Raw genomic sequence first — 13,659 nt, forward strand, 5'->3', positions numbered from 1 at the left:
AGGAGAACCCCACATGCAGCTGCGTCGACACGCTTCCCCCCGCTCGCTGTCCTGGACCGTCCTGATGGCCGGTGCCCTCCTCACGTCCGGATGCACGGACCAGCCCGCGGGCGTCGGACTCGGCTTCACCACGCCGTCGCCCTGGAACGCGACGCCGCAGATGGAGATCACGACCACCTGGAACGGTGGACCGATGTATTGGGCGCCCTGAGCGCGTCGACCTTCTCGCAGCGCGCAGAGACTGCAAGGCATGACGCGCGGCGATCAGATCATCCAGGAGTGTCTTCGTTCCGCAGTCGAGGGGCCGTTCTTCTGAAAGGGCGTTCCCCTCCGTGTTCGGGCTCGACCGAGCGGAGGTCGCCGCCATCCTGGCATCCTGGCCCGCGTGCGACGACCTGGCGAAACAGAAGTACGCCCTCAACAACACGCTAAACAACCTGCTCGGCTACCCGCACAAGAAATGGGCCCTCTGGCCCCAGTAGATCTCCGTCTCACCCGAAGAGGTCAAGACCGTCTCCGCGCGATGGCGAAAGGCCCACCCCAGGGAGGGCCGAGCTCACAGCTGCGCGCCATCGCCCAACGAGGGGAGAATGCTTCCCCGGAGGCGGGCGGCGGACCTCACCACCGCGCCTCCGAGGAAGCGGCGCATCACGCCTGCGGAGCGTGGACGCCGTTGGACAGCTCGTTGCGGACGACCTCGGACACGCGCTCGCGGACCATCTCGCCCACGCGCTCGCGGACGTCGGCGCTCACGCTCTCACGCACCGCGCTCGCGATGCGCTCGGGGTCGACAGAACCACCGCCCTGCTGCATCGGCATCGTGGACGGACCGGCGCGCATCGCCTCACCGAACGCGGCCCGGACGGCCTCGGGGAGCTGCGAGCGGAGCGCCGAGTCCAGCTCCGAGCGCATGCTGCTCATGAGCCGCTCACGCAGGGAGTCCGCCAGCCGCGTGCGGATGGCGTCCGCCAGGCGCTCCACGTCCTGCATCCCCTGCCCCATCATCATGCCCTGCGGCATCATCCCGCCCTGTCCCATCATGCCCCGGTGACGGGCCATGGCGCCGCGCAGCATCTCGCCCATGCGCTCCCGCAGCACCTCGCGGACGCGCTCGCGGACCGCCGAGTTGATGCGCTCACGGAGGCCCTCGGACAGCCGGTCCTGCAGCGTCATCGCGATGCGCTCGGGGTCGAACATGCCGGCAGCCATGCCGCCCCACTGGCGCGTCATGACGCCGCGGAGCCCGTCGGACAGCCGCTCGCGCAGGGCCTCGCGCACGCGCTCACGCAGGCTGTACACCAGCCCCTCGTGGAGGGCCTCGGCCAGGCGCCCGCGGATGGCGTCCGCCAGCCGCTCCGCCTCGTGGGGGCTGAAGCCGGGCATGCGCTCCGACATCACCGAGCGCAGCGTGTCCGCCAGCCGCTCGCGCAGGGCCTCGCGCACGCCGTCATGCGCGGCGGTGTTGATGCGCTCGCGCAGGGACTCCATCAGCCGGGTGCGCACCGCCTCCGCCAGCCGCTCGGCATCCGGGGCGCCGAAGCCGTGGGAGGACATCTGCCACTGCTCAATCAGCGCCGCGCGCACGCACTCGGCCAGCCGCTCGCGGATGCCGTCGCGGATGCGCTCGTGCACCACGGAGGCGATGCGCTCGCGCAGCGTCTCCGACAGGCGGGAACACAGCGCGTCCGCGATGCGCTCCGGTTCCGGCATGCCGTAGCCCTGGGGCATCATCCCATACCCCTGCGGCATCCCGCCGCCGCGCTCGAACATCGCGTGGCGGATGGCCTCCCCCACGCGCTCGCGCACCTCGCGGCCGAGCCGGTCCTCAATCGCGGAGACAATCTGCTCGCGAACGGCTTCGACGACCCGCTCCTTCAGCGACTCACCGAACATCTGCTGCGACTGGGGAGAAAACTGCTCCTGAAACATGAGAACGCTCCTGACTCGACGCCTGGACTGCGAGGAAACACGGCAGGCGAAACCCCCTCTCCTGCCGGGCGCGATTCAATAGACAGGCACGCACTCAGGGTAAACGTGTCCTCGGTGTGAGGCCCCGTTGGCCGCCAGACACCGGCGGCCCGGCACAGGCCACTACTTGCGCGGCCGCATGCGGAACGCGACGAAGGCGTCCACGTTGTCGAAGGCGAAGTACGGGTTCTTCCGCCGCACCGTCTCCATGGAGGTCACCGGTACGTCCGCGTAGTCGTGGCCCGGAAACAGCTTCGCGCTATCGGGCACCTTCGCCAGCACCTGCGACAGGGAGCGGTACATCGCCTCCGGGTTGCCCCCGCTCATGTCACACCGGCCGCAGCCGTTGATGAACACGGTGTCCCCGGACACGAGCGCGTCACCGGCCAGCAGGCAATGCGAGCCCGGCGTGTGCCCGGGCGTGTGCAGTGCCTGGAACGTCTCAGGTCCGACGCGCACGTCATCCCCCGGCCCCAGGGGCCGCAGCGCGTCGCCCAGCTCGCGCAGCTCCGGAGAGAACTGGACTTCTTCCCGCTGCGCGAACACCGGCACGTCCCACTTCGACAGCAGGTCCGGCAGCCCGTTGATGTGGTCGAAGTGGCAGTGCGAGACGAACGCGCCCACCACGCGCTTGCCGTCCTGCTTCACCGCCTGCTCGATGGCCTCCACGTCCCACGCGGGGTCCACCACCACCACTTCGTCCGAGTGCTGGGGGCCCACCAGGTAGACGAAGTTGTCCATGGGCCCGAGCTTGAGCTGCCGCACGTACGGTTCACGCATCGCGAAATCCTCCTCGTGGGAAGCCTCACTCTAACGCCCGGGGCTTGATGCGGTGGGCCCCTTCCCTCTTGAATAGGCCCTTTTTGCCCCTGGGGAGGTCTCCACGTGAAGCGCCCACTGCTCCTTTGCACCCTGCTCGCCGGCACCGCCTTCGCCGCCAAGGAGCGCGCCACCTTCCGCTATACCGCGCCTCCGGATGGGGAGCGTCCCGTCATCGTCAACGCCGTCATCGGCCCCCAAGGCAGTGACTTCGCCATGCGCCTGCGCTTCGACAAGGTGCCGTGGGGCGACGAGTGCAAGAGCCGCTGCGCCAACGCCACGCTGCTGCTCGACACCGACAACAGCAAGCAGACGGGCCTGCGCCTGGCGACGAAGAACGCGCCCGGCAACGGTGCCGACGTCGCCGTCGTCATCCAGGGCGTGCGCGACTACGCGAAGCAGGAAGGCGCCCCGCCCGTGAGCTGGCTGCGGGTGAAGGTCCGCCTGCTCGGCAGCGAGGCCTCCTCCGTGGATGACGGCGAGCTGCTGGCCGAGTTCAACCACCGCCAGGACCCCGAGCGCCTCCACGTGGACGGAGAGACCATCTACCTGCTGGTGGACGCCACCAGCGCCGCCCTGCCCTCCGCTCGCAAGGCTCGCGTCGTCTACCAGCCGCCCGGCGCCAAGCCGCTCCAGGCCACCATTCCTGGGATGATTGGCAGCGGGAGCGGCAAGGGCGTGCGCATCTTCAAGGATGGTTCGTGGGGGAAGGCCCGCGACGCGACGCCCTAGGGCGTCCGCCTGCCGCCAGGGGAACGAGCCGTCCTGTCCTACCCGCACCCACCGTCCCGCCCCATGCCCCAGCCAGGAGGCCCCCGACCTCGGAATTCCGCGGGGTTGGAGTGGGGTTCTGCTGGCAAATAGGACTGGACAGACGTATAGGTAGGCACTGTTGGAGAGTGCGCAACCCCCCGAATTCGTTCCCAATGTCAGGGTGGCATGGTAGTCCCGGCGCCCTGTTACATACCTCTGTTCCCCCAACGTGAGGAGTGCGCGGGTCGCGCGCCGCGTTCGGGGTGCGGGGCGTTCTCACCTGTGGATTGACGACCATGCTCGCAGAAGCCGAATCGAAATCGCGAAAGAAGCAGGGGGCCGGGGGAGGCGGTGGTAGCGGGAGTGGCGGCGGCGCGGGTGGCAACGGCGACGGGTCCGTGCCGGCTTCGCTCGCGGACGAGGCGCGCCGCCGGTACATCAACTACGCCCTGTCGGTCATCACCTCGCGCGCCCTGCCGGACGTGCGTGACGGCCTCAAGCCGGTGCAGCGCCGCATCCTGTTCGGCATGTTCCACGACCACCGGCTGACGCACGAAGCCAAGTACCAGAAGTCCGCCAAGGTGGTTGGCAGTGTCATGGGTCAGTACCACCCGCACGGTGACGCCTCCATCTACGAGGCGCTGGTGCGCATGGCGCAGGACTTCTCGTTGCGCTACCCGCTGGTGGACGGCCACGGCAACTTCGGCTCGCTCGACGGCGACGGCGCGGCGGCCATGCGCTACACCGAGTGCCGCCTGGCGATGCTGTCCAGCGAGCTCCTGACGGAGCTGGGCAAGAAGACGGTGGCCTTCCGGCCGACCTACGACGGCACGCTCCAGGAGCCGGTGGTCATCCCCGCGCGGGTGCCGCAGCTGCTGATGAACGGCACCACGGGCATCGCCGTGGGCATGGCCACCAACATCCCGCCGCACCACCTGGGCGAGCTGGTGGACGCGCTGGTGGCGCTCATCGAGAACCCGCAGCTCCTGACGAAGGACCTGCTCAAGTGGGTGAAGGGTCCGGACTTCCCCACCGGCGGGCAGATCCTCAACGACAAGAAGGAGCTGCGCGACATCTACGAGTCGGGCCAGGGGAGCATCCGCATCCGCGGTGAGTACAAGCTGGAGGACCTCAAGCGAGGCGGCCAGCAGATCGTCATCACCTCCATCCCCTACACGGTGAACAAGTCCACGCTGGTGGCCAAGTTCGGCGACCTGGTGCGCGAGCGGAAGCTGCCGCTCATCACCGACGTGCGCGACGAATCCACCAAGGACGTGCGCATCGTCCTGGAGCTGAAGAAGGACGCCAACCCCGAGCTGGTGATGGCGTACCTGTACAAGCAGACGCCGCTGCAGACGAACTTCGGCGTCAACCTCACCTGCCTGGTGCCCATCAAGGACAAGCCAGAGCTGAGCACGCCCGAGCGGCTCAACCTCAGGGACATCCTCTGGTACTTCCTCACCTTCCGCTTCGACGTGGTGACGAAGCGCTTCGAGCACGAGCTGGGCGAGCTGCTGCGGCGCGTCCACATCCTGGAGGGTTTCGAGAAGGTCTACGACGCGCTCGACGAGATGATCAAAATCATCCGCGCGTCGGAAGGAAAGCAGGACGCGGCCCGGAAGCTCATCGCCCGGTTCAAGCTGGATGAAGCCCAGGTGGACGCCATCCTGGAGATGAAGCTCTACAAGCTGGCCCGCCTGGAGATTCTCGTCGTGGAGAAGGAGCTCAAGGAGAAGCGCGCCGAAATCAAGCGCATCCAGGGCATCCTCAAGGACAAGAAGAAGGTGTGGGGCACCGTCCAGGACGAGCTGGGCGAGATGAAGGCCCGCTACAACGACAAGCGTCGCACGCGCATTGGCGGCGCGGGCTCCGAGGAGATGGAGTTCAGCGCCGAGGCGTTCATCGCGGACGAGGACGCGCACGTGGTCATCACCCGCGACGGCTGGGTCAAGCGCGTGCGCGAGGTGAAGGACCCGTCCACCACGCGCCTGCGTGAAGGCGACGCGGTGATGGCGGTGCTGGCCGGCAGCCTGAAGGCGAACCTGGTGCTGTTCAGCAACTTCGGCACCGCGTACGTCACCCGCTTCAACGACGTGCCCGCCTCCACGGGCTACGGCGAGCCGGTGCAGAAGTTCTTCAAGTTCGACGACGGCGAGCGCGTGGTGTCCGCCCTGTCGCTGGACGCGCGGCTGCCGCGCCCGCAGAAGCTGGTGGGCGTGACGAAGCAGGGCATGGGCATGCGCTTCCTGCTGGAGCCGCACCTGGAGGTCTCCACGCGCGCGGGCCGCCGCTACGCGAAGACGGGCGAAGGCGACGAAATCATCGGCGTGCAGCCGGTGACGGACCGCGACCTGCTGGCGGTGCTGACGGAGAAGACCAGCGCCCTGGTGTGCAAGGTGGCGGAGGTCAACGAGCTGGCCGGCCCGGGCAAGGGCGTCACCGTCATCAAGGTGGACGGCGGCGACCGCGTGGTGGACTTCCTCGCCGTGTCGCCCTCGCAGAAGGACGCGAAGCTCGAGTTCGAAACGCAGAAGGGCCGCAAGCTGCACCTGTCCCCGGCGAAGTACGAGGTGACGGGCCGCGGCGGCAAGGGCCATGAGATGTCGAAGCGCGACGCCGTGAAGGAGGTGGCGCGTCCCGTCACCTTCATCCCGTTGCCCGAGAAGAAGGACTAGGCAGAGGACGCCATGGCGACGAAGAAGGAAACCTACACAGGCGCGGACATCCAGGTCCTGGAAGGCCTGGAGCCGGTGCGCAAGCGCCCGGCCATGTACATCGGCGGCACCGACAGCACGGGGTATCACCACCTGCTGTGGGAGATCCTCGACAACTCGGTGGACGAGGTCATCAACGGCTTCGCCACCACCGTGGAAGTGACGCTCCACAAGGACGGCCGCAGCGTCACCATCGTGGACAACGGGCGTGGCATCCCCGTTGACATCATGCCCAAATACAAGAAGCCGGCCGTGGAGGTCATCCTCACGACCCTTCACGCGGGCGGCAAGTTCGAGCAGGGCAACTACATCCACTCCGGCGGTCTGCACGGCGTGGGCAGCTCGGTGGTGAACGCGCTGGCGCGCAAGCTCGTCGTGGAGATCAAGCTCCACGGCAAGAAGCACGTGCAGACGTTCGCGCGCGGCAAGGCCACCAGCACGCTGAAGGTGGAGGGCGCCGCGCGTGGCACGGGCACCTCCGTCACGTTTGAACCGGACCCGGAGATTTTCGGCGAGAAGCTGAAGTTCGACGCGGAGCTGGTGCGCGAGCGGCTGGAGGCCAAGAGCTACCTGCACAAGGGCATGACGGTCGTCTGGAAGGACGAGACGTCCAGCCCGCCCACGTCGGTGACGTACAAGCACGACGGCGGCATCGCGGAGTACCTCACCAAGGTGGTGACGGAGCGGAACAAGCCGCTGGTGCCCGCGGGCAGCGCGGCCTTCTACCACTCGCGTGACAACGGCGTGCGGCTGGAGGCGGCGCTGGCGTGGACGGAGGCCACCGACGAGCACATCCGCTCGTATGTCAACGGCATCCCCACCCCGCTGGGCGGCACGCACGAGGCGGGCCTGCGCAGCGCGGTGGTGAAGGCGGTGCGCAACTACATCGAGACGCACGGCATCGCGCCCAAGGGCGTGACGCTCACCGCGGAGGACATCCGCGAGGGCATCACCGCCATCCTGTCCACCTACGTGGTGGAGCCGCAGTTCCAGGGCCAGACGAAGGGGCGGCTCAACAACCCCGAGGTGTCCGGCCAGGTGGACGGCGTGCTGCGTCCGGCGCTGGAGAAGTGGCTCAACGACAACAAGTCCATCGCCGAGTCGGTGGTGGCCCGCATCGTCCTGGCCGCCCGCGCGCGCGAGGCCAGCCGGGCCGCGTCGCAGGCGGTGAGCCGCAAGACGGCGGTCAGCCACCGGCTCAACCTGCCGGGCAAGCTGGCGGACTGCTCGTCCACGGACCCGGGCCTGAGCGAGCTGTTCATCGTGGAGGGTGACTCCGCAGGCGGCTCCGCCAAGCAGGGGCGTGACCGGCGCACCCAGGCCATCCTCCCGCTGCGCGGCAAGGTGCTCAACGCGGAGCAGGCGTCCACCGACAAGGTGACGACGAACAAGGAGCTCCAGGACATCGTGTCCGCGCTGGGCTGCGGCATCGGCTCCGACTTCGACATCAGCAAGCTGCGCTACGGCCGCGTCTTCCTGCTGATGGACGCCGACAGCGACGGCCACCACATCGCCACGCTGCTGCTCACCTTCTTCTACCGGCACCTGCGCCCGCTGATTGAGAGCGGCGCCATCCACATCGCCCAGCCGCCGCTGTACCGCGTGGACATCGGCAAGGAGACGTACTGGGCGCTGGATGAGCCGGACCGCGACCGCATCATCAAGGAGAAGACGAAGGGCAACGCCAAGCCCAACATCATGCGCTTCAAGGGACTGGGCGAGATGACGCCCGACGAGCTCAAGCAGACGACGCTCGACCCGAAGAACCGCATGAGCCTGCGCGTCACCATCGACAAGCCCCTGGAGACGGACCGGCTCATCAACGACTTGATGGGCAAGGACGTCAGCGCCCGCTTCAGGTTCATCATGGAGCGCGCCAGCGAGGTCCAGGACCTGGACGTCTAGTCAGGACGGAATCACCGTCGCGGGTCCCTCCCACCCCGGAGGGGCCCGCGCGCAGCAGGGCTTTTGAGACGGAGCCCTGGCTCGGCTAGCATCCGCGCCGTGACTACGTTCCGCCGAACCTCCCTGCTCCTCGCGTTCATGCTGGCCACCTCTCCCGCCTACGCGCAGTCCACGCGGAAGAAGAAGTCCAGCAAGAAGCCCCCCGCCACCACTCAGCCGGTGAAGACGACCAAGGCGGCCCCGGCGGACGACGCGGATGGCGATGAATCCGTTGAGCCCCGGGCTTTCGGCTCTCCGAACGAGGACGCGGAGACGGCCGTCACGCCGCTGGTGTCGCCGGACGCTCCGGCCGTGGCCAGGCCCGCGGCGGCGCCAGGAGCCTCGGGTGAGCCGGCGGTGGCCAGCGCGGCAGTGACGGCCTCCGGGCCAGTGGCGCTCTTCGCGGTGGCTCGGACGTCCGCGGTGGAGGAAGCCGCGGTGAAGCTGGAGGACGAGCTGCTGAGCCGGCTCAAGGCGAGCGGCGTGGCGCTGGTGGACCTGGGCGCGGCCTTCCCGCCGTCCCCGCCAGCCTCGCTGGCGCGCGCGGACACGCTCTTCGAGCAGGGGCGCACCGACTACGACAACCTGGACCCCGAGTCCGCCGAGGCGAAGTTCCTGGCGGCGGCGGAGGCCTATACGAAGCACCCGGCGGAGCTGAGCCCGGAGCGACTGGCCAAGGCCTACCTGTTCCTGGGCGCCTCGCGGATGCTCAACGGCGACTCCACCGGAGCCCTGGACGCGTTCAAGCGCGCGGTGGTGGCGGAGCCGTCCACGACCCCCGACGCCGCCCTCTTCGGGCAGGACGTGCTGAAGACCTTCGACCAGGCCCGCGCCGACGTGAAGGCGCGCCCGGCCGGCACGCTGGTGGTGGAGTCGAAGCCGGCGGGCGCCAGCGTCCTCGTGCGGGGGCAGGAGCTGGGCGTCACGCCGCTCAAGGGCGTGGAGTTGCCCGCGGGCCAGCACCCGGTGGTGGTGTCCCTGCCCGGCTACTCGGCCTTCTCCCAGTACACAGAGGTGGCGTCCGCCAAGAGCACCGAGGTGAAGGCGACGCTGGAGCCCACCCCGGGCCTGTCCGCCGTGCGTGACGCGGCGGTCCACGCCAGCACCGAACAGGCCTTCGAACGGGACACTCCGCCGCCCGAGGCACGTGCCATTGGGGAGCGGCTCAACGCCCGCTACGTGGTGCTGGCGGCGGTGGCTCGCGGGGACAAGGGCCACCTCCAGGCCGAGCTCCAGGCGTGGGACCTGCGTTCCAACGCGCGGCTGCGTGGCGTGGAGATTGCCCTGGCGCCGGGCGCGAAGAAGAACGGCCCGGACGCGGCGGCGGACCAGGTGCGCGCCTTCGTCACCGGCGTCGCGGCGCCCCGCGTGGCGGAGAGCCATTCGTTCTCCACCCTCATCAAGCGCCCGTGGTTCTGGGCGGTGGTCGGCGGCGCGGCGGCGGTGACGGCCGGGGCCGTCTACGTGGCGACGTCTCAGGACAAGAGCCGCCCGTTCAACCCCGTTTCTGGTGGAGTCGGGTTCTGAGGCAGCGCCGCGTGTTGAATGCCCGGACCGCCACCCGCGTCGCCTGTTTCAAAGGTCACCCCATGAAATCCGCCCTCGCCCTCCTCCTCCTCCCCGCGCTGACCCTCGCGGCCCCGCCCCAGGCGCGCCGCGTCAGCACCCTCCTGGTGCCCATGGACCCGGCCTCCGAGGCGTCCAGCGTGCAGATGGAGGGTTACATGAACGACGCCCTCTCCAACTTCGCCGGCATGACGGTCCGCAAGTCGGAGGAGCTGTTCGGCATGCCGGAGGACCCGGAGGCCAAGGCCTCCCTGGAGCGCGGGCGCAAGGGGTACTCGGAGAGCCTCTCCGCCTTCGACAAGAAGGAATACGAGGAGGCGGAGCGCAAGGTGCGCGCCACCCTGAAGGAGCTTCAAGGGGCCGCGGGCGCCATGCGCGGGTGCTCGCCGCTGTGTGACGCGCTGGCGCTGTACGCCGCCGTGCTGCACCTGCGCGGCGAGGTGGAGGAGGCGAAGCTGGCGCTCATCGACCTCATCGCGCTGTCCCCCACGCATGAGCTGTCTCCCAAGCGCTTCTCGCGCGAGTTCCTCGCCCTGCGCGTGCAGGTGGCCACCAGCCGCACGTCCCAGCTGCGCGGCTCGGCCACGGTGAACTCGCGGCCCTCGGGCGCGCGCGTGTACGTGGACGGCGAAGTCGTGGGCTACACGCCGGTGACGCTGCCCGCGCTGCCCATTGGCAAGCACCTGCTGCGCGTGGAGCGCCCGGGCTTCCGGCAGTACGGGCAGTTCATGGAGGTGGCCACCGACGACGCCGAAGTCACCGCCAAGCTGGTGCCTACCTCTGCGTACAAGGCCTTCGACGCGCAGCTGGACCGGGTGGCGGGCGAGGTGAACCGCGCCGGTGAGAAGGCGTCTGGCGTGGCGGCCATGGCGCAGTCGCTGGGGCTGGACCGGGTCATGGTGGGCACGCTTCGCTCCAATGGCGAGGGCACCGACCTGACGCTGGGCTACTACGACGCGCGCACCGGTCAGCGGCTGGCGGGGCGGCGCATGGCCGTCCAGGGCGACGAGTTCGGCCAGCTGAAGCAGGAGATGGAGCGGGTGGTGAACCACCTGGTGAACAGCATCGGTGAGAAGGTGACCAAGAGCCGGGACCCGCTGGACAACCGCGGGGGCATGGAAGACTGGTCATCCGAGGACCGAGGCGGCCGTGGCAAGGCGCAGGACAAGAAGAGCAAGCCCGGCGACGACCCGCTCGACAGTGTGTCCGGAACCGAGGACTGGTAACGCTGAGCGCTTGTCCCGGGACGGCTGATGCCTAGAGTCCCGGGGCGTATGCGCCTGCTCGCCCTCCTGCTCCTCCCCAGCCTCGCGCTCGCCCAGACGAGTGTCGTCAGCCAGCCCGCCCTGCCCTCCCGGGGGCTGACGCTGCCGCCCACGGGCGCCGCGCTGGTGGATGAAGCCACCGCCCTGTCGCTCAACCCCGCGGGACTGGGCTTCGTCAACGGCAGTCAGCTCTTCTACCTGCACGAGCGCAACCTCGTGCATGACGGCCTGGGAGACGGCGTCTTCCTGGCCACGCGCCTGCTCGGCCTGGGCCTGGGCGGCGCCATGGAGTGGATTCGCGGACGGGCGGAGCCGGACTACCGCCGCACGTCCCTGGGTCTCTCCCTGGGCACGCGCACGCTGCAGCTCGGCGGTTCGTGGCACGCCTACGGTTCATCCAACCGGGACATCGACGCGCTGGACACCTTCGACGTGGGCCTCACGGCGCGCCCCATGCGGGCGCTGTCACTGGGCGCGGTGGTGCGCGACATCAACGCCCCCACCGAGGGCACGCTGGCGCTGAAGCGGCAGTACAACCTGGGCGTGGGCGTGCGCCCGCTGGATGAGCGCTACACGCTGGGCGTGGACTGGCGCTTCTCCGAGGGCGCCTTCCGCCAGGGCCAGGCGACGTACACCGTCAACGCGGAGGTGATTCCGGGCCTCCGCCTGGGCGCGGGCGTGTCGCATGGCTTCACCTCCGGGGTGCCCATCGCGCTCCAGGTGGCGGCCACGGTGGACACCTCGCACCTGGGCCTCACCTACGCGGCGGGTGGGACGAACGCGGGGCTGGACCACCTGCTGGCGGTGCGGCTGTCGTCGGAGACCTACCGCTCCATCGCGCCGCGCGGCGGCGTGGTGACGCTGCTGGACTTGAATGACGCATTGAGCGGCGGCACCAGCCCCGTCCTCTCATGGCTGGGCGTCAGCGAGGCGGACCCGTACCTGCGGCTGACGCGCTGGCTGGACCTGGCCACCCAGGACGACCGGCTGGCCGGCGTGGTGGTGAAGATGGAGAGCCTGCCCGGGGTGAGCTGGGGCAAGGCGGAGGAGCTGCGTCAGGCGCTGCTGCGGCTGCGCGCGTCCGGCAAGCGGGTGATGGCGGTGGTGCTGTCCACGGACGACCTGGGCTACTTCGTCGCCTCGGCGGCGGACCGCATCTACGCGCTGCAGGAGTCGATTCTCTACATCAACGGGCTGGCCGTGCACCTCCAGACGTACGGCGGGACGATGGAGAAGCTGGGCGTGCACTGGGACGTGGCGCGAGTGGGCCGCTTCAAGACGGCCCCGGAGCAGCTCTCCCGCACCGAGCCCAGCGACGCATCCTTGGAGTCCACGAACGCCTACCTGGACACGGAGGTGGCCGTCTACGAGAAGGCCGTGCAGGAGGGCCGCAAGGTGCCCGTGGAGCGGCTGCACGCGCTGTGGGCCCTGGGCCTGCCCCACCCGAAGCGCGCGGTGGAGCTGGGGTTGATGGACGGCATCATCTCCTCGACGGAGCTGGACAAGAAGGTGGCGGAGCTGGTGCCGGGTGGACGCTTCAGCACCACGTACGCGCCGCGCGACGAGCGCGATGGCCGCTGGGCCCGCCGGCGCCGCATCGCCGTGGTGCCGGTGCTGGGCGACATCATCGGCGGCCGCAGCCGCGAGGACCCGCTGGGCTTCAGCCGCCTCGCGGGCGCGGAGACGGTCATTCGCGCGCTGGAGCAGGCGCAGTCGGACCCGAGCGTGGCGGCCATCGTGGTGCGCGTGGACTCGGGCGGCGGCGAGGTGCTGGCGTCCCACCTGATGTACGAAGCCGTGATGGAGGCGGCCAAACACAAGCCCGTCGTCGCCTCCATGGGGGACATGGCCGCGTCCGGTGGCTACTACGCCGCCATTGGCGCGCATGAGGTGTTCGCCCTGCCCACCACGCTGACGGGCAGCATCGGCGTCTTCTACATCAAGCCCGCCGTCGAGGGCCTGCTGGGCGGGCTGTTGGGCGTGCACCAGGAGAGCCTGACCCGCGCGCCGCTGGCGGACATCCTGGACGTGTGGCGCCCCTGGACGCCGGAGGAGCAGGAGGCGGCCCAGGCGTGGGCGGACGCCTCCTACGACAGCTTCATCACCGAGGTGGCGCTGCGGCGGAGGATGGACAAGGCGAAGGTGGACGAGGTCGCCCGGGGACGGGTGTGGAGCGGCCAGGACGCGCTCGCCCGCGGACTGGTGGACAAGCTGGGCGGCCTGCTGGAAGCGGTGGACTCCGCGCGGATGCGGGCCGGAATCCCTCCGGACGAGGAGCTGGACCTGGTGGTGATGGGCGAGGCGCGGGGCTTCTTCTCCGCGCTGGGCGGTGAGCCCGGGGTGCGCGCCGCGCTGTCCCTGCTGCCCGCGCAAGAGCCCGCCCTGCCCGAGTCCCTGCGGGCGCTGGCCCGCTCGGCGGGCCTGAATCTGATGTTGCTCCAGCCGGGCGTGAAGGCGATGTTGCCCTTCCAGATAACCGTCCGCTGAGGTCCTGGCGGCGGCCTGAATCAGCAGGTGGGAGGTCGGCCGGACGACACCGCGTGAAAAAAGCGGCGGCGCCGTCCCCGGCCTCTGTTACTGTTACCCTTGCACCCCGGACGGCTTTGGGCCGCCAGGGTGCTCCAGGAAAC

9 protein-coding genes are annotated in these 13,659 nt (G+C 69.5%); 7 read left to right on the plus strand and 2 right to left on the minus strand.

The window, feature by feature from the left end:
• Positions 1-13: 13 nt before the first annotated feature.
• Positions 14-211 carry a hypothetical protein gene (locus tag BLU09_RS12000; RefSeq protein WP_090489410.1) on the plus strand — a complete coding sequence of 66 codons (198 nt, stop codon included), beginning with the start codon at positions 14-16 and terminating at the stop codon, positions 209-211.
• 437 nt (positions 212-648) lie between these two features.
• Here the strand turns inward: BLU09_RS12000 and BLU09_RS12005 are convergent, their stop codons facing one another.
• Positions 649-1,929 carry a hypothetical protein gene (locus BLU09_RS12005; protein WP_090489412.1) on the minus strand — a complete coding sequence of 427 codons (1,281 nt, stop codon included), beginning with the start codon at positions 1,927-1,929 and terminating at the stop codon, positions 649-651.
• 162 nt (positions 1,930-2,091) lie between these two features.
• Entirely contained in the window at positions 2,092-2,748 is a 657-nt protein-coding gene (locus BLU09_RS12010) for an MBL fold metallo-hydrolase (RefSeq protein WP_090489414.1), read from the minus strand.
• Positions 2,749-2,853: 105 nt separating this feature from the next.
• Between BLU09_RS12010 and BLU09_RS12015 the strand changes: the two genes are divergently transcribed.
• The 6 genes from BLU09_RS12015 to sppA all read left to right on the plus strand — a co-directional run bounded on the left by BLU09_RS12015 (position 2,854) and on the right by sppA (position 13,516).
• Positions 2,854-3,519 (plus strand): hypothetical protein, encoded by a 666-nt coding sequence (locus BLU09_RS12015; protein ID WP_090489416.1) that lies wholly within the window; start codon positions 2,854-2,856, stop codon positions 3,517-3,519.
• Positions 3,520-3,836: 317 nt separating this feature from the next.
• Complete coding sequence (locus tag BLU09_RS12020) at positions 3,837-6,215, plus strand: DNA gyrase/topoisomerase IV subunit A (protein WP_186817717.1); 2,379 nt, start codon at positions 3,837-3,839, stop codon at positions 6,213-6,215.
• A 12-nt stretch (positions 6,216-6,227) separates the two neighbouring features.
• Positions 6,228-8,159, plus strand: a complete 1,932-nt coding sequence (locus tag BLU09_RS12025) for a DNA gyrase/topoisomerase IV subunit B (protein WP_090489420.1) — start codon at positions 6,228-6,230, stop codon at positions 8,157-8,159.
• Positions 8,160-8,258: 99 nt separating this feature from the next.
• Positions 8,259-9,725: a PEGA domain-containing protein gene (locus BLU09_RS12030; RefSeq protein WP_244171635.1), complete on the plus strand. Its 1,467-nt coding sequence runs from the start codon at positions 8,259-8,261 to the stop codon at positions 9,723-9,725.
• Between the two features lie 62 nt (positions 9,726-9,787).
• Positions 9,788-10,990, plus strand: coding sequence for a PEGA domain-containing protein (locus tag BLU09_RS12035; protein ID WP_186817718.1), 1,203 nt, complete (start codon positions 9,788-9,790; stop codon positions 10,988-10,990).
• A gap of 48 nt (positions 10,991-11,038) precedes the next feature.
• On the plus strand, positions 11,039-13,516 hold the full coding sequence (sppA, locus tag BLU09_RS12040; RefSeq protein WP_186817719.1) for a signal peptide peptidase SppA: 2,478 nt from the start codon (positions 11,039-11,041) through the stop codon (positions 13,514-13,516).
• The last annotated feature ends 143 nt before the right edge of the window (positions 13,517-13,659 follow it).

Origin of the sequence: Myxococcus virescens, from assembly GCF_900101905.1 — a bacterium.
Lineage (GTDB): Bacteria > Myxococcota > Myxococcia > Myxococcales > Myxococcaceae > Myxococcus > Myxococcus virescens.

Bases quoted from the DNA above. Each gene is read 5' to 3' on its own strand.
- BLU09_RS12000 (WP_090489410.1), top strand. From the start codon at position 14: ATGCAGCTGCGTCGACACGCTTCCCCCCGCTCGCTGTCCTGGACCGTC.
- BLU09_RS12005 (WP_090489412.1), bottom strand. From the start codon at position 1,929: ATGTTTCAGGAGCAGTTTTCTCCCCAGTCGCAGCAGATGTTCGGTGAG.
- BLU09_RS12010 (WP_090489414.1), bottom strand. From the start codon at position 2,748: ATGCGTGAACCGTACGTGCGGCAGCTCAAGCTCGGGCCCATGGACAAC.
- BLU09_RS12020 (WP_186817717.1), top strand. From the start codon at position 3,837: ATGCTCGCAGAAGCCGAATCGAAATCGCGAAAGAAGCAGGGGGCCGGG.
- BLU09_RS12025 (WP_090489420.1), top strand. From the start codon at position 6,228: ATGGCGACGAAGAAGGAAACCTACACAGGCGCGGACATCCAGGTCCTG.
- BLU09_RS12035 (WP_186817718.1), top strand. From the start codon at position 9,788: ATGAAATCCGCCCTCGCCCTCCTCCTCCTCCCCGCGCTGACCCTCGCG.
- sppA (WP_186817719.1), top strand. From the start codon at position 11,039: ATGCGCCTGCTCGCCCTCCTGCTCCTCCCCAGCCTCGCGCTCGCCCAG.